Source organism: Acidimicrobiales bacterium, assembly GCA_034521975.1.
Lineage (GTDB): Bacteria > Actinomycetota > Acidimicrobiia > Acidimicrobiales > SKKL01 > SKKL01.
Genome location: JAXHLR010000002.1, coordinates 278,724 through 294,059, shown reverse-complemented (window position 1 = coordinate 294,059; position 15,336 = coordinate 278,724). Strand labels below are relative to the sequence as shown.

Genomic DNA, 15,336 nt, shown 5'->3' with positions numbered 1-15,336 from the left:
GGGTTCGGGGCACGGTTCAGGAGAGGCTCTCGACGATGTCGACGGCGGCGGCCTCGGGATCATCGGCTTGGGTGACCGCGCGGCCGATGATCAAGAGGTCGGCCCCGGCGTCGAGCGCGGCACGCGGGGTCGCGACTCGAATCTGGTCGTGGTGGTCGGCCCCTTCGGGTCGGATACCGGGGACGACGGTGAACAGGCTCGGTCCGACCTCGCGAACCGTGGCCAGGTCGGGAGCGCCACAGACCACTCCCCCACACCCGGCTTCGACGGCGACGTCGAGCCGGTGGCGCAGGACCGATTCGGATGAGTCCTGGTCGCTGGTCAGCACGGTGACGCCGAGCATCATCGGTTCCGGGAGGCCCGCCCGCTCGGCCCCATCGGCGAACCCCTCCACCCCGGCGCGCACCACGTCGACTCCGGCCGAGGTGTGGACGTTGAGGTAGCTCGCACCGAGCGCGCCGATCACCCGGGAGGCCCGGTTGACCGTGGTGGGGATGTCGTGGAGCTTCAAGTCGCAGAACACGTCGTAGCCGAGGTTCATCAGCCCGGTGACCACTTCGGGTCCGACGGCGCTGTAGAGCTCGAGGCCGACCTTGGCGACCCGGAAGAACGGACGGAGCTGCCCGGCGAGGCGCATGGCGGCCACGTGGTCGTCGACGTCGAGGACGAGCGCGAGGTGATCCCAGGGACCGGGGTCGTCGAAGTCGTCGAGGTCGACCTCGGTGGCCGAGGTGGAGCTCGTGGGATCATCGGTCATGGACTGCTCCTGTCAGGTCGGCGACTCGGGTGATGCCGTGGTCGACACACCAGTTCTCGAGCTGGTGGAGGACCTTGGCGACAGACCGGGGATCGGCGAAGGTGGCGGTGCCGACCTGGACCGCGTCCGCGCCCGCCATCACCATCTCGACCGCGTCGGCACCGGTGGCGATGCCGCCGACACCGATGATCGAGGCGTGGGGGTGGGCGACGCGGCAGTCGCTGACGGCCTTGACCGCCACCGGATGGATGGCGGGACCCGACACGCCCCCGGGACCTCCCCCGAGGACCGGCCGGCGATCCTCGAGATCGATCACCAGTCCGGGAACGGTGTTGATCAGGGTGAGCGCCTCGGCGCCGGCATCGAGCACCGCCCCGGCGATCGCCGGCAGATCGGTGACCAGAGCGGTCAGCTTCGCCCACCGCGGACGTCCGCACACCGCCGCGGCCTCGATGACCGCGGCGCTGTCGGCGGCCGACTGGGCGAAGATGCCGTGACCGGACAGGTTGGGACACGACAGGTTGACCTCCACGGCCACCACCTCGGGGGGCGCGGCCGCGACGGCTTCGGCCGCGGCACGGTACTCGTCGACGGTGCGGCCCCAGATGCTGACCACCACCCGGGCACCGGCGTCGATCAGCGGCGGTAGATCCTCGGCCAGCCACGCTTCCACCCCGGGACCCTGCAGACCCACCGAGTTGATCATCCCCGCAGGAGTGTGATGAACACGCAGTGGCGGGTTCCCGGGCCAGGGCTCGGCCGACAACGACTTGACCACGACCGCGCCGAGGCCGGCCAGATCGACATAGGCGCCGAGCTCGGCGCCGTGACCCGCGGTCCCCGATGCGGTCATCACGGGATTGGGAAGCCGCACCGAGCCCACCTCGACCGACAGGTCGACCGAGTCGCGAGGACCGCGCCGGTGTCGGGTCATCTGGTGGCCCCCAGCTCCGACGCCGCCACGCCGCGGTGGTACTCCTGCAGGCTCCGGACCCGCAGGGGATGAGCCATCATGTCGGCGATGCCGGTCGCTGCGGCCAGCGCCGCCTTGGCGGTGGTGAGCAGCGCGACATTGTGCACCCCGGCCGCCTGTCGGATGTGGGCACCGTCGGCACGCGGGCCCCGACCACGGGGACTGTTGACGACCAGGTCGATCTCGCCGCTGGCGATCAGATCGACCGCGTTGGTGCCGTCCTCGCCGATCTTGGCCACGACGGTGTCGACGGGGATCCCCGCTTCGGCGAGGTGGGCGGCGGTCCCACTGGTGGCGACGAGCCGGAACCCGATCGCGTCGAACCGGCGGGCCGCCTCGACCCCCACCGCCTTGTCGCGGTCGGCGAGGGACAAGAAGACGGTGCCCTCGGTGGGCAGCCGGAGGCCGGCGGCCAGCTGGGACTTGGCGAAGGCGAGTCCGACCGTGAGGTCGATTCCCATGACCTCTCCGGTGGATCGCATCTCGGGGCCGAGCACCGCGTCGGCCTCGGGGAACCGGTTGAACGGCAGGACCGCCTCCTTGACCGAGATGTGGTCCCCCACCGCCCGCGGCCGCAGGATCCCCTCGTCGCGCAGCTCGGCCAGGGTGGCGCCGAGCATGATCCTGGCCGCGACCTTGGCGAGGGGCACACCGGTGGCCTTGGCCACGAACGGCACGGTGCGCGAGGCCCTGGGGTTGGCCTCGATGATGAACACCTGGTTCGCCTTCACCGCGAACTGCACGTTGATCAGGCCGCGGACGTCGAGCGCCTCGGCCAACGCCGCGGTGTAGGACTCGATCACCGCGATCGTCTCGCCGGACAGCGTGGTGGGCGGCAGTGAGCAGGCGCTGTCGCCGGAGTGCACGCCGGCTTCCTCGACGTGCTCCATCACCCCGCCGATGTGGACCTCGCCGGTGACGTCGCGCAGGGCGTCGACGTCGACCTCGGTGGCGTCCTCGAGGAAGCGGTCGACCAGCACGGGACGGCTGGCCGACAGGCCACCCTCGCGGCCGAGGGTGCCGAAACCGGCCAGCTCGGCCATCGCCCGGGTGAGGCTCTCGTCGTCGTAGACGATCTCCATGGCGCGCCCGCCGAGCACATAGGAGGGCCGCACCAGCACCGGGTAGCCCACGCGCTCGCTGATCGCCAGTGCTCCGTCGAGATCGGTGGCGGTGCCCCCGGCGGGCTGGGGGATCTCGAGGCGGGCGCACAGCGCGTTCCACTTGTCGCGGTCCTCGGCCAGGTCGATCGAGTCGGGGCTGGTGCCCGCGATGAGCGCACGGTCGAGCAACCCGGCCAGCTTGAGCGGGGTCTGGCCTCCGAGCGCCACGATCACCGCGACGGGCGCTTCGGCATCGATGACGTTCTGGACGTCTTCCTGGGTGAGGGGCTCGAAGTAGAGCCGGTCGCTGGTGTCGTAGTCGGTGGAGACCGTCTCGGGGTTGCAGTTGAGCATGATCGTCTCGTAGCCGGCGTCGCGCAGGGCGAAGCTGGCGTGGACGCAGCAGTAGTCGAACTCGATCCCCTGACCGATCCGATTGGGGCCGGAGCCGAGGATCAACACCTTGGGGCGGTCGCTCGGGCGGACCTCGTCCTCGTCCTCGTAGGTGGAGTAGTGGTAGGGCGTCTGCGCCTCGAACTCGGCACCGCAGGTGTCGACGGTCTTGAACGTGGCCCGCACGCCGGCATCGAGGCGCCGCCGGCGGACCTCGTCCTCGGAGACGTCCCACAACCATCCCATCTGAGCGTCGGCGAACCCCAGACGCTTGGCCCGGCGCCACGTGGCGGTGGTCATGGCGTCGATCCCCACCCCGGCGAGATGGGCGCGCTCCTCGACCACCATCGACATCTGATCGAGGAACCAGGGGTCGACCTTGGTGGCCTCGGCGACCGCGTCGACCGACAGCCCCCGCCGCAACGCCGCTTCGAGCTGGAACGGACGGTCGGGGGTGCCGATGCCAGCCCGGGCGAGCAGCTCGTCGTCGTCGAAGCGGTCGAGGTCGGCTTCACCGGGATCGCAGTTGAGCCCGTAGCGTCCCTGTTCGAGCGACCGCAGCGCCTTCTGCAGCGATTCGGGGAAGGTACGACCGATCGCCATGACCTCGCCGACCGACTGCATCGAGGTGCCCAGCACCCCGGTGGTTCCCGGGAACTTCTCGAACGCCCAGCGCGGGATCTTGGTGACCACGTAGTCGATCGTCGGCTCGAAGCTGGCCGGGGTCTTCTGGGTGATGTCGTTGTCGATCTCGTCGAGCCGGTAGCCGACGGCCAGGCGGGTGGCGATCTTGGCGATCGGGAACCCGGTGGCCTTCGACGCGAGCGCGGAGGACCGACTGACACGGGGGTTCATCTCGATGATGACCATGCGGCCGGTCTCGGGGTGCAGGGCGAACTGCACGTTGGAGCCGCCGGTCTCGACCCCCACCCGGCGGATGCAGGCGAAGGCGGCGTCGCGCATGAGCTGGTACTCGACGTCGGACAGGGTCTGGGCCGGGGCGACGGTGATCGAGTCGCCGGTGTGGACACCCATCGGGTCGACGTTCTCGATCGAGCAGATGATCACGCAGTTGTCGGCGTGGTCACGCATCACCTCGAGCTCGAACTCCTTCCAGCCCGCGATGGACTCCTCGATGAGGATCTCGCTGATCGGGCTGGCCGAGAGCCCGAACCGGGCCATCCGCTCGAACTCCTCGGGGGTCGAGGCGATGCCGGTGCCGCGGCCACCGAGGATGTAGGCCGGTCGGATGACCACCGGCAGCCCGATCTCCTCGACGACGTCGAGCGCGCCCTCGATGGTGTGGGCGATGGCCGACGACGGGGCATCGATGCCGATCTCGGCCATCGCCACCTTGAACTGCTGGCGATCCTCGGCGGTGGCGATGGCCTCGGCGTTGGCGCCGATCAGCTCGACCCCGTACTGGTCGAGCACCCCGGCCTCGACCAGCTCCATCGACAAGTTGAGCGCGGTCTGGCCGCCAAGGGTGGGCAGCAGCGCGTCGGGCCGCTCCTTCTCGATGATCGCGGTCAGCACCTCGATGTCGAGCGGTTCGACGTAGGTGGCGTCGGCGAAGTCGGGGTCGGTCATGATCGTGGCCGGGTTGGAGTTGGCCAGGATCACCCGGTACCCCTCCTCGCGCAGCACCCGGCAGGCCTGGGTACCCGAGTAGTCGAACTCGCAGGCCTGGCCGATGATGATCGGCCCCGAGCCGATGAGCAGGATCGACGACAGATCGTCGCGACGGGGCATCAGTTCGCTCCCTTCAGCGCGGCGAGGTCTTTGCCCTCCATGAGCCGGTCGAACAGCGTGAACAGATAGCGCGAGTCGTGGGGCCCGGGACCGGCTTCGGGGTGGTACTGGACGCTGAACGCCGGAACCTCGGTGCTGCGGATGCCTTCGATGACCCCGTCGTTGAGATTGACGTGGGTGACCTCGGCCGAGTCGAGGCTGCCCTCGGTGACCGCGTAGTTGTGGTTCTGGCTGGTGATCTCCACTGCGCCGCTGTGGAGGTGTCGCACCGGGTGGTTGCCACCGTGGTGACCGAACGCCAGCTTGTGGGTGCTGCCCCCGAGGGCCACCGCCATGAGCTGGTGGCCGAGGCAGATGCCGAACACCGGTACCTGGCCCAGCAGGTCACGGACCGCGTCGACGGCGTAGGAGACCGCGGCAGGGTCGCCGGGCCCGTTGGAGAGGAACACGCCGTCGGGCCGGCGCTCGAGCACCGCCGCCGCCGGGGTCGAGGCCGGCACCACCTCGACCACCCCGAGCTCGCCCAGATGGCGCAGGATGGTCGACTTGATGCCGTAGTCGTAGGCGACGATGCGCTTCGGCCCGTGGCCGACGGTGTAGGCCTCGCCGGTGCTGACCGTGTCGACGAGATCGATGCCCTCGGTGCCCGGCTCGGTCGCCGCGGCCGCGACCAGCGCCGAGTGGTCGGCGGTACCGAAGGCGGCGGGCATCGACCCTGCCTCGCGGATGTGGCGGGTGAGGCGTCGCGTGTCCACCCCACCGATCCCGGCCACACCGTGTCGGCGCAGGAACGAGTCGAGGCCGTCGGTGGCCCGCCAGTTGCTGTGCCGGCGCGCCATCTCGCGCACCACGACGCCCCGGCAGGCGGGATGGGCGGCTTCGTCGTCGCCCGCGTTGGTGCCGTAGTTGCCGATGTGGGGATAGGTGAAGGTGATGATCTGACCGGCATAGGACGGGTCGGTGATGACCTCCTGGTAGCCGGTGAGCACGGTGTTGAACACGACCTCACCGGTGGCGATCCCACCGGGTGGTTCGGCGCCGATGGCCTCACCTTCGAAGGTGGTGCCGTCGGCGAGGACCAGCAGTGCAGGGCGTATGGTCATCGGGTGGTTGCTCCATCGATCACGGTGGGTTGGCCCCACAAGAGGGTGTGGCGGACTCGGCCGGTGAGGGTGCGACCGGCATAGGGGGTGTTGCGGCTTCGGCTGGCGGTGTCGGCGGGGTCGACGGTCCAGGTGGCGGTCGGGTCGAACACGGCCAGGTTGGCCGGCTCGCCCGGAGCGACGGGACGACCGTGGCGGTCGGCGGCGCCGGCGATGACAGCGGGGCGCCACGAGAGCAGTGCGACGATGTGGTCGAGGTCGAGCTGATCACCGAGCTCGGTGATGGCCAGCGCCAGGGCCGTCTCGAGCCCCAGCATGCCCGGCGGCGCGGCGTCGAAGGGTCGTTCCTTGTCCTGGCTGGTGTGGGGCGCGTGGTCGGTGGCGATGGCGTCGATGGTGCCGTCGACGAGCCCGGCGCGCACTGCAGCCACGTCGGCACTGCTGCGCAGGGGCGGGTGGACCTTGAACACCGGGTCGTAGGACCCGACGCACGCGTCGGTGAGGGTGAAGTGGTGGGTGGCGGCCTCCGCGGTGACGGGGAGGCCCTGGGCCTTGGCTGCCCGCACCAGCTCGACCGAACCACCGGTGGAGAGGTGCTGGAAGTGGATCCGTGCACCCGTGAGGCCCGACAGGGCGATGTCGCGGGACACCATCAGCTCTTCGGCCTCTGCGGGCTGGCCCGGCAACCCGAGACGGGTCGACCACTCGCCCTCGTGCATGCAGGTCCCGGCCGACAGGCTGGTCACCTCACAGTGCTGGGCCAGGGTCACCCCCAGCCCGCGGGCGTACTCCATGGCGCGCCGCATGACCGCGTCGTCCTGCACCCCGGTTCCGTCGTCGGTGAAGATGTTCACCCCCAGATCGGCCAGCTCGCCCATGGGCGACAGCTGTTCGCCCTCGCGCCCCACGGTGATGGCACCCGACGCCAGGATCTCGCAGGAGACGCCGTTGCCGAGCTCGAGGACCTCGGCCACCACCGAGGCCGAGTCCATGGCCGGCGTGGTGTTCGGCATGGCGACCACGGCGGTGAAGCCGCCCCGGGCGGCCGCCCTGGCCCCACTCCCGATGGTCTCGGCCTCTTCGCGGCCGGGCTGGCGAAGATGGGTGTGGAGGTCGACGAAGCCGGGACTGACGATGCAGCCCGACGCGTCGAGGATCCGGTCGCCATCGAGATCCGTTCCGAGCTCGACCACCCGACCGTCGGCGATGGCCACGTCGGTCTCGTGACTGCCGTTCGGGTCGATGATCGTCCCGCCCCTGATGACCAGTTCAGCCACGTGCGGCCACCGTCCCCTCCACTCGTTCGTCGGGACGTCCCGACCCCAACAACAAGAACAGCACCGCCATGCGCACCGCCACCCCGTTCCGGACCTGGTCGAGGATCACCGACCGGGGCCCGTCGGCCACCTCGGCGGCGATCTCGACACCCCGGTTCATGGGTCCGGGGTGCATCACCAACGCGTGCTCGGGCAGCCGCGCGGCCCGCTCGGCGCTGAGCCCGTAGCGGTGGGTGAACTCGCGGAGGCTCGGCACCGGCGCGGCGCGCTGGCGTTCGAGTTGCATCCGCAGGGTGTAGGCGACATCGACGGTGGGCAACACGGCATCGAGGTCGTGGCTCACCTCGACCGGCCAGGCATCGAGGTTCGCCGGTAGCAACGTTGGCGGTGCCACCAGCACCACCTCGGCACCCATGGCGGTGAACGCGTGCACGTTGCTGCCCGCCACCCGCGAGTGCTTGATGTCGCCGATGATGGCGATGCGCCGGCCATCGAGGCCTCCCAGCCGCTCGCGCAGCGTGTAGGTGTCGAGCAGTGCCTGTGTCGGGTGTTCGTGCCACCCGTCGCCCGCGTTGACGACCGAGGCGTCGAGCCAGCGGGTGAGCTGCCACGGCACCCCCGCCGAGGCGTGGCGCACCACGATGGCATCGACGCCCATGGCCTGGATGGTGAGGGCGGTGTCGCGCAGCGATTCGCCCTTGTTCACCGACGACGACCCGACGCTGAAGTTCACCGTGTCGGCCGACAGTCGGCGGGCGGCGGCCTCGAAGGAGGTGCGGGTGCGTGTGGAGTCCTCGTAGAACAGCCACGCCACCGTTCGGCCCCGCAGCGCCGGGACCTTGGGGATGGCCCGGGAGCTGACCTCGACGAAGCTGTCGGTGAGGTCGTGAACCTCGGCGATGCCGTCGGCTCCGAGATCGCGGATCGACAGGAGGTGCTTCACCTGTCCCCCTCCCCCGTTGGTGGGTCGCCGAGCTCGCCCAGGCGCACGCCATCGAGGGTCACATCGACCACCTCGTCGCGACGGGTGGGCAGGTTCTTCCCCACGAAGTCGGGACGGATGGGCAGCTCGCGGTGGCCACGGTCGACCATCACCGCCAGCTGGATGGCCTGCGGCCGCCCGAAGTTGGCGAGCGCGTCGAGACCAGCCCGCACGGTGCGCCCGGTGAACAGCACGTCGTCGACAAGGACGACCACTCGCCCGGTGAGGTCGACCGGGATCTCGGTGACCGCCTCGGGCATGATCGGCCGCAGCCCGATGTCGTCACGGTGGAAGGCCACGTCGAGCGAGCCGGTTGGGACCTGACGACCTTCGATGGCGGCGAGAGCCTCGGCCAGCGCCCCGGCCAGGGGGACCCCGCCGGTCTGGAGCCCGATCACCACCACGTGTTCGAGCCCGTGGTTGCGCTCGATCACCTCATGGGCCATGCGGCGCAGCGCCCGCCGGATGTCGTCGGCGTCGAGGACCTGGCTGCGGGCAAGAAAAACGCCCCCGCGCGGGGGCGTGTGTGGTCGTTCACGTCGAGCCAAGTGCGTGCCTTCCTGTCCGTTCGGGCCTCACGGGACCCGCTTCACGGTCAGAGCGAGATCATAGCAGGCACGGTCAGGGGTCGGGACGGACCTCGGCGGCGATGCGCGACAGCATGCCGTTGACGAACCGGCCCGATTCGTCGGTGGAGTACTGGGTGGCGAGATCGACCGCTTCGGAGATGGCGACACCGGTCGGCACCTCGTGGCACGACATCAGCTCGTGGATCGCCATCCGCAGCACCGCCCGGTCGATCGCAGGCATGCGTTCGAGCTTCCAGTCCTTGGCGAAGCGCCCGATGAGCTCGTCGATGGTCTCCTGGTCGTCGCCCACCCCGACGACGAGGTCGACGGCGTAGGGATCGGGAGGCACCGGAAGCGATTCGAGCACCGCCGCCGGGGCGACGTCGCGTGCCTCGGCTTCGTAGAGGAGCCCGAGGGCCCGTTCGCGGGCCTCGCGGCGGCTGGCGCTCACGCGCGGGTGATGTACTCGCCCGAGCGGGTGTCGATCTTGAGCCGATCACCCACGTTGACGAACAGTGGCACCTGCACGACCAGACCCGTCTGGAGGGTCGCCGGCTTGCGGGCACCCGAGACCCGATCGCCCTGCATGCCCGGCTCGGTCTCGGCCACGGTGAGCTCGACCGCCGCGGGCAGCTCGACCCCGACGATCTCGGTGCCGAACATCTGGAGCACGGCCGTGTCGCTCTCGACCAGATAGCCCGCCGCGTCGCCGAGGGTCTCGGCAGGCACGTGGAGCTGGTCGTAGGTCTCGCTGTCCATGAAGATGTAGTCGGTGCCGTCGTGGTAGAGGTACTGCATCTCGCGCTTGTCGATCATGGCCCGCTCGAGCTTCTCGTCGGCACGGAAGGTGCGATCGACGATGGCGCCGGTGCGGGCGTTCTTGAGCTTCGTTCGGACGAAGGCACCGCCCTTGCCGGGCTTGACGTGCTGGAACTCGACGACGTTCAACAGATCGCCGTCGATGGCAAGGGTCATCCCGTTCTTCAGGTCGTTGGTCGAGACTGCGGGCATGCTGGTGCTTCCTCGCGCGGGCGGACAGATGGGCGGACAGATGAGGGGGTCGGACTCAACCGAGGACGGTGTGGTGGGACGAACGGGTGAGACGACGACAGCCGGTGCCGGTGACCTCGACGGTGTCCTCGATGCGGACCCCACCGAACCCTGGCAGGTAGACCCCGGGTTCGACGGTCACCACGTGGCCGACGGCGAGCGTATCATCGGAGGTCGCGGCGAGACGAAGGCGCTCGTGGATCTCGAGGCCCACCCCATGACCGGTGGGATGTACGAACGCCTCGGCCCACCCGGCCTCGGCGACCACCCTCCGAGCGGCGGCGTCGACGTCACGACACGGCCTGCCGGCGACCACCTCCTCCACCCCGGCGGCCTGGGCCGCGGCCACCACCTCGAGCAGGCGCCCGGCGGTGTCGGAGGGCTCGCCGATCACGAAGGTGCGGGTCATGTCGGATCGGTAGCCGTCGACGGTGGCCCCCATGTCGATGACCACGAGATCACCCTGTTCGATCACCCGGCCGGTGGGGCGGTGATGGGGTACCGCCGAGTTGGGTCCTGACGCCACGATGGTGTCGAACGCCGGCTCCTCGGCGCCGAGACGTCGCATGGCGGACTCGAGGGCGACCGCGACCTCGACCTCGGTCGCACCGGCACGAAGCATGGGAACGACCTCGGCCAGTGCTGCGTCGGCGATGCCCGCAGCCGCTTCGGCGCGGGCGATCTCGGCCGACTCCTTCACCTCGCGCAGCGACTCGATCAACCCGGTCGTCGGCACCAGTTCGGCATCGGGGAACCAGCTGGCGTCGGCAACCTGGGCGCTCGCCCAGGAGAGGTCGTCGGCCTCGGCCGCGACACAGCCGAGCTCCTCCTCGCGGGTCAGCTCCGAGAGCACCTCCCCCGGTGCGCTGGTGACCGCGAGCTCCGCGTCCACTCGCGCATCTGCGAGCTCGGCAGAAGCGGACTCGCGGTAGCGACCGTCGGTGATCAGCACCGATCGGCGGGGCAGGATCAGCAACATTCCGGCAGAACCACTGAAACCCGTCAACCACCGGAGGTTGACCAGCTTGGTGACCAGCAGGGCATCGGCCCGGTGTCGGGAGATCTCCCGGCGCACACGATCGAACCGGGCGCTGCGCTCCATGGCCGGCAGGTTCGGCGCAGGCCACGAGGTGGTGGTCACGGCTCGAGCAGCGCGGCGACGGCATCGACGGCCATCTCGTAGCCGAGCGACCCCAGTCCGGCGATGGTCCCGGCCGCGACCGGCGACACGACCGAGGTGTGCCGCCACGGCTCGCGGGCGTTGGGGTTCGACAGGTGCACCTCGATCACGGGACCGTCGAACGCAGCGAGCGCGTCGTGGATCGACCAGGCGTAGTGGGTGAACGCACCGGGGTTGACGATGATCGCTCCGACCCTGCCCCTGGCGGCGAGAATGGTGTCGACCAGGTCTCCCTCGTGATTGCTCTGGTGGTGCTCCACGTCGAGATCGTGGGTCGCTGCCCGTCGCTCGGCCAGGTCGATGAGCTGATCGAGGGTGGTGGTGCCGTAGATCTCGGGTTGGCGCTCACCCAGGATCGCCAGGTTGGCACCCGAGAGGATCAACACGGTGGAACGGCTCACGACGACCTCCTGATCGCGGCCAACGTCTCGCGGACGAGCGCCGGTTTGACGTCGGCGACCACCTCGATCCCGTCGGGACCGTCGAGCACGAAGGTGAGACCGTCGAGTGCCTTCTTGTCGCGGGCGAGCAGGTACATGAGCTCGTCGTCCTCCAGCGCCCCGGGAAGGTCCTGGGGCAGGTCGTAGGCAGCCACCACGCGGCGGTGCTCGGCGACGCGGTCGGCGTCGATGCGCCCGAGACGGCGGGCGAGCTCGGCCGCGTAGACCAGGCCGATGGCCACCGCTTCACCGTGGCGGAGGTCGAACTCGGTGGCGATCTCCACCGCGTGGCCGAGCGTGTGGCCGTAGTTGAGCGTCGCCCGCCGCCCCGACTCCCGCTCGTCGGACGCGACGATGTCGGCCTTGATCTCGACACAGCGAGCGACCCGCTCGTCGAGGTCGAGGGCGTCGAGATCGCCCCCGCCGAGGAAGTGGTACTTGGCCAGCTCGCCGAGCCCGCTGCGCAGCTCGCGAGGTGGCAGCGTGTCGAGCAGCTCGGTGTCGCAGATGACCCCCGATGGCTGCCAGAAGGCACCGACGAGGTTCTTGCCCTCGGGCAGGTTGACCCCGGTCTTGCCCCCGATGGCGGCATCGATCTGGCCCAACAGCGTGGTGGCGACGTGCACCACGGCGATGCCCCGGTGATAGACCGCAGCGGCGAACCCGGCAACGTCGGTCACGAGCCCACCACCGACCGCGACCACGACATCGGTGCGGGTGAGCCCCCATGCGGCGAACTGGCTGCACAGCGACTCGACCGTGTGCAGATCCTTGGCCGCCTCGCCGTCGCCGATGGTGAATCGCCGGTGCTCGATGCCGGGGTCGACCACGATGTCGAGGTGGTCCTGGGTGACGATCGCCGCTCGGCGCGCCGACGGCGGTATGAGCGATGGCAGATCGCTGCGCGCACCGCGGCCGACGACCACGTCATAGGAGCGGTCGGCGAGGCGGATGGGGACGGTGATCATGGCTGCCAGCCCAGCACGCCCAGCACCTCGTCGGCCACCTCGTCGGCGCTGCGGTGCCCGATGTCGACGACGACGTCGGCCACCTCCGCGTACAGCGGTGCCCGGTGGTCGTGCAGGTCACGGAGCGTCGCCAGTGGATCGTGGCCCGAGAGGAGCGGACGGCGCCGATCGCCGTCGAGGCGCTGAGCGAGCATCCCGGGATCGGCCCTCAGCCACACCACCGTGGCGTCGCGTCCGAGGGCCAGACGGGCATCGGGCGTGAGCACCACCCCTCCCCCGGTCGCTACGACCACGGGCTCGGTCCGGGTCAGCGAGCGGTGGAGCGAGTCCAGCTCGTAGCGACGGAACGCCGCCTCACCCTCGCCGGCGAACAGCTCGCCGATCGAGCGGCCGGTGACGCCTTGGACCAGATCGTCGGTGTCGATCAGCTCGCGACCCATGCGCTCGGCCAGGATCCGGCCGACCGAGGACTTTCCGGTGCCCATCAGCCCCACGAGTGCCAGGTGGCCCGAGATCGAAGTGCTCGCCATCGCTGGAACCTTACCCATGCCCCTGGCACTCGGGAGCTTCAGTTCAGGACCTGGCCGCTGAACACCACGGCCAGCAACGCACCGAGACACAGGGCAGGTCCGAACGGGAACGCCCCCTTTCGGCCGAGCACCATGAGCACGGCCAGACCGATCGCTGCGCCGAGCAGGCTGCCCGCCAGCGCGCCCATCAGGACCAGCTGCAGCCCCCATTCGATGCCTCGATGGACCGGTTGGCCGTCGATGGTGACGAGCGACCCCGCCCAGCCGAGGTGCAGACCGAGAATCAGCGCCAGCTTCACGTCGCCGAAGCCCATCCCCCGCGGCCAGACGAAGAAGAACACGAACAAGAACGCGAAGTAGGCCACCGCTCCAACCACGGCGGCGACGAAGGCTCCCGTAACGCTGTCGATCAGCGCGGCCGCCCCGAGCACGGGAACCGTGACCGCCAACGCCGGGAAGACGACGCGATCGGGGATCCGGTAGTGGTCGATGTCGATGACCGTGGCCACCACGAGGGCAGCGCCGAACACGAGGAACGCGGGCAACGCCGGGGTCCAGCCGATTCGGTGGGCGAGCACGGCGAGCACCACCGCCGTCCCGAGATCGACCGCCGGCGCCCGCCACCGGCGCATCGCGATCTCGGCGGTGCCGTCGTCACGGTCGTCAGGAGACCCGACCAGCACGGCCGTCCCTGCCGGTTCGGCATCGAGCCAGGATCGGATCGGCACCAACTCGTGCCCCGGTCGGCTGAACAGCGGCTGGCGCCCGGGCACCTGGTCGATCGCCCGTCGTAGCACCGGACCGATCATCAGACCCAGCACCGCCGCCAGGATGGTGACGATCCCGCTCACGCCGGAGGACCCTAGTGGTTGTGGCGCGCGTGCCCGAGCTGGCCGTTTCGACGCAGCTGGTGGGCTACTCGTCGACCGACGAGAGGTACTTCAACAACAGGTTTCGGTTGATGGGTTCACCCGAGGCGTCCTGGGCCCGGGCGATGGCCTGCTCGCGCTCCTCGTCGGTGTCGGCCGAGGCTGCGGCAGCCACCGCTTGCTGGGCCCGGGGGCTGAGGTTGGCCAGCTGGCGAGCCATCTCCGAGGCCTCTTCGGCCTCGCGGGCGTCCTCGGGCGAGCCGAACGTGGGGATCTGGAACGGGTCGGGGCCGAACGGATCATCGGGCCCGGGGGCCTCCTCGGACGCTCCGAACAACGGAACCGACTCCTCGTCGCTGTGGAAGCTCGAGAGGCCGTCGTCGTCGGGGTCATCGTTCCAGCCGGCGATGGGATCCTCGGCGGTGGGTGCAGCGGGTGGTGGTGGCGGGGCGAAGGCGGCCTGGTTCGACTCGGCGGCATCGGTCGGCGGCGGGGCGAAGGCTGCTGAAGGACCGGACCCGGAGGCATCGGTGCTGAGCAACGGCCCGTCGGTGCCAGAAGGTGGCGGTGGCGGCGGTGGCGGCGGCGGTGACGACTCGGGCGTCGGAGCGATCAGCGACTCGGTGTCGGCGAAGGAGATGCCGGTGTCCGCCGCGGCTGCGGCAGGGGCCTCACTGTCGTCGGGTGCGACCGATTCGGTCGGCGCCACCGGGGCCAGGTCGATGACCGCTGCTGATTCGGATGTGGTGTCGGGCTCGGAGCCCGCGTCGGCGGGCGGTTCGGGCTGGGTCGTGGTGCGAAGCTCCTCCTCGCCGACCCTGGCCGCGCCGAGCTCGACCAGGTCGCGAACGACGCGGGAGGCGGGAAGCTCGGAGATGCCAAGGCGCTCGGAGAGGACCTCGGTCGTGCAGCCGTCGCCGAGGGCGACGACCGCCTTCCACTGTGGAGCGGTCAGGGTGATCTGCTCCTCGCCGCGCTCGGGGTCCAAGGTCACGAGCCGGGTGGGAGATGGCACCACCGCCTCGATCTCGCGCCACTCCCGGAGCTGCTCCTCGGCATCGGCCAGCGCTTCTTCGACGTTCTCCTGGTGTTCGCCCTGGCTGGTGACCTCGATGTCGCTGTCGAAGACGAACGACCCATCGCCGTAGCGCAGAAGCTCGAACAGGACCTCTCCCGGCCGTTCGGCACGCGGGGCTCCGGTCGCCGACGCCCCCACCAGCTCACCGTCGACCACCGAGAGGCTGCCGTTGCCACGATCACCGTCGATGCGCAACACGCCCGTCTTCTTGGTGGACGCGAGGAGTCGGAGCACATCGGCCAGTGCGAACGTTTCGAGTGTTCCTTGCAGAGCCACGTGGACCTCCGTACCCGTTCTGCTTCGTCTCCTCAT

The 15,336-nt window shown here is 70.0% G+C and carries 15 protein-coding genes; all 15 read right to left on the bottom strand.

All coding sequences use genetic code 11. The features are described from left to right. Window positions 1–16: 16 nt before the first annotated feature. The 15 genes from pyrF to U5K29_01515 all read right to left on the bottom strand — a co-directional run bounded on the left by pyrF (window position 17) and on the right by U5K29_01515 (window position 15,300). Window positions 17–757: an orotidine-5'-phosphate decarboxylase gene (gene pyrF / locus U5K29_01585; GenBank protein ID MDZ7677226.1), complete on the bottom strand. Its 741-nt coding sequence runs from the start codon at window positions 755–757 to the stop codon at window positions 17–19. Then, window positions 747–1,691, bottom strand: a complete 945-nt coding sequence (locus tag U5K29_01580) for a dihydroorotate dehydrogenase (GenBank protein MDZ7677225.1) — start codon at window positions 1,689–1,691, stop codon at window positions 747–749. Before U5K29_01580 ends, pyrF begins: the two co-directional genes overlap by 11 nt. Next, window positions 1,688–4,978, bottom strand: coding sequence for a carbamoyl-phosphate synthase large subunit (gene carB / locus U5K29_01575; protein MDZ7677224.1), 3,291 nt, complete (start codon window positions 4,976–4,978; stop codon window positions 1,688–1,690). Before carB ends, U5K29_01580 begins: the two co-directional genes overlap by 4 nt. Then, the gene (gene carA, locus U5K29_01570; GenBank protein ID MDZ7677223.1) at window positions 4,978–6,081 is read right to left on the bottom strand and encodes a glutamine-hydrolyzing carbamoyl-phosphate synthase small subunit; all 1,104 of its coding nucleotides are present in this window, start codon (window positions 6,079–6,081) and stop codon (window positions 4,978–4,980) included. The genes carB and carA overlap by 1 nt, the downstream gene beginning before the upstream one ends. Beyond that, window positions 6,078–7,358 carry a dihydroorotase gene (locus tag U5K29_01565; protein ID MDZ7677222.1) on the bottom strand — a complete coding sequence of 427 codons (1,281 nt, stop codon included), beginning with the start codon at window positions 7,356–7,358 and terminating at the stop codon, window positions 6,078–6,080. The genes carA and U5K29_01565 overlap by 4 nt, the downstream gene beginning before the upstream one ends. Beyond that, window positions 7,351–8,301 (bottom strand): aspartate carbamoyltransferase catalytic subunit, encoded by a 951-nt coding sequence (locus U5K29_01560; GenBank protein MDZ7677221.1) that lies wholly within the window; start codon window positions 8,299–8,301, stop codon window positions 7,351–7,353. Before U5K29_01560 ends, U5K29_01565 begins: the two co-directional genes overlap by 8 nt. Beyond that, complete coding sequence (gene pyrR / locus U5K29_01555; protein ID MDZ7677220.1) at window positions 8,298–8,888, bottom strand: bifunctional pyr operon transcriptional regulator/uracil phosphoribosyltransferase PyrR; 591 nt, start codon at window positions 8,886–8,888, stop codon at window positions 8,298–8,300. Before pyrR ends, U5K29_01560 begins: the two co-directional genes overlap by 4 nt. Before the next feature lie 73 nt (window positions 8,889–8,961). After that, the gene (gene nusB, locus U5K29_01550; GenBank protein ID MDZ7677219.1) at window positions 8,962–9,360 is read right to left on the bottom strand and encodes a transcription antitermination factor NusB; all 399 of its coding nucleotides are present in this window, start codon (window positions 9,358–9,360) and stop codon (window positions 8,962–8,964) included. Further along, window positions 9,357–9,920 (bottom strand): elongation factor P, encoded by a 564-nt coding sequence (gene efp, locus U5K29_01545; GenBank protein MDZ7677218.1) that lies wholly within the window; start codon window positions 9,918–9,920, stop codon window positions 9,357–9,359. The genes nusB and efp overlap by 4 nt, the downstream gene beginning before the upstream one ends. Window positions 9,921–9,975: 55 nt before the next feature. Beyond that, complete coding sequence (locus U5K29_01540; GenBank protein ID MDZ7677217.1) at window positions 9,976–11,061, bottom strand: Xaa-Pro peptidase family protein; 1,086 nt, start codon at window positions 11,059–11,061, stop codon at window positions 9,976–9,978. 35 nt (window positions 11,062–11,096) lie between these two features. Then, the gene (locus U5K29_01535) at window positions 11,097–11,540 is read right to left on the bottom strand and encodes a type II 3-dehydroquinate dehydratase (protein MDZ7677216.1); all 444 of its coding nucleotides are present in this window, start codon (window positions 11,538–11,540) and stop codon (window positions 11,097–11,099) included. Next, the gene (locus U5K29_01530; protein ID MDZ7677215.1) at window positions 11,537–12,547 is read right to left on the bottom strand and encodes a 3-dehydroquinate synthase family protein; all 1,011 of its coding nucleotides are present in this window, start codon (window positions 12,545–12,547) and stop codon (window positions 11,537–11,539) included. Before U5K29_01530 ends, U5K29_01535 begins: the two co-directional genes overlap by 4 nt. Next, window positions 12,544–13,077 (bottom strand): shikimate kinase, encoded by a 534-nt coding sequence (locus U5K29_01525; GenBank protein ID MDZ7677214.1) that lies wholly within the window; start codon window positions 13,075–13,077, stop codon window positions 12,544–12,546. The genes U5K29_01530 and U5K29_01525 overlap by 4 nt, the downstream gene beginning before the upstream one ends. 38 nt (window positions 13,078–13,115) lie before the next feature. Continuing rightward, window positions 13,116–13,928, bottom strand: coding sequence for an A24 family peptidase (locus tag U5K29_01520; GenBank protein MDZ7677213.1), 813 nt, complete (start codon window positions 13,926–13,928; stop codon window positions 13,116–13,118). Window positions 13,929–13,992: 64 nt separating this feature from the next. Continuing rightward, on the bottom strand, window positions 13,993–15,300 hold the full coding sequence (locus U5K29_01515) for a DUF4388 domain-containing protein (protein MDZ7677212.1): 1,308 nt from the start codon (window positions 15,298–15,300) through the stop codon (window positions 13,993–13,995). Window positions 15,301–15,336 lie beyond the last annotated feature (36 nt).

Coding starts and splice junctions, on each gene's coding strand:
- pyrF (MDZ7677226.1), bottom strand. CDS start 757: ATGACCGATGATCCCACGAGCTCCACCTCGGCCACCGAGGTCGACCTC.
- U5K29_01580 (MDZ7677225.1), bottom strand. CDS start 1,691: ATGACCCGACACCGGCGCGGTCCTCGCGACTCGGTCGACCTGTCGGTC.
- carB (MDZ7677224.1), bottom strand. CDS start 4,978: ATGCCCCGTCGCGACGATCTGTCGTCGATCCTGCTCATCGGCTCGGGG.
- carA (MDZ7677223.1), bottom strand. CDS start 6,081: ATGACCATACGCCCTGCACTGCTGGTCCTCGCCGACGGCACCACCTTC.
- efp (MDZ7677218.1), bottom strand. CDS start 9,920: ATGCCCGCAGTCTCGACCAACGACCTGAAGAACGGGATGACCCTTGCC.
- U5K29_01540 (MDZ7677217.1), bottom strand. CDS start 11,061: ATGGAGCGCAGCGCCCGGTTCGATCGTGTGCGCCGGGAGATCTCCCGA.
- U5K29_01530 (MDZ7677215.1), bottom strand. CDS start 12,547: ATGATCACCGTCCCCATCCGCCTCGCCGACCGCTCCTATGACGTGGTC.
- U5K29_01525 (MDZ7677214.1), bottom strand. CDS start 13,077: ATGGCGAGCACTTCGATCTCGGGCCACCTGGCACTCGTGGGGCTGATG.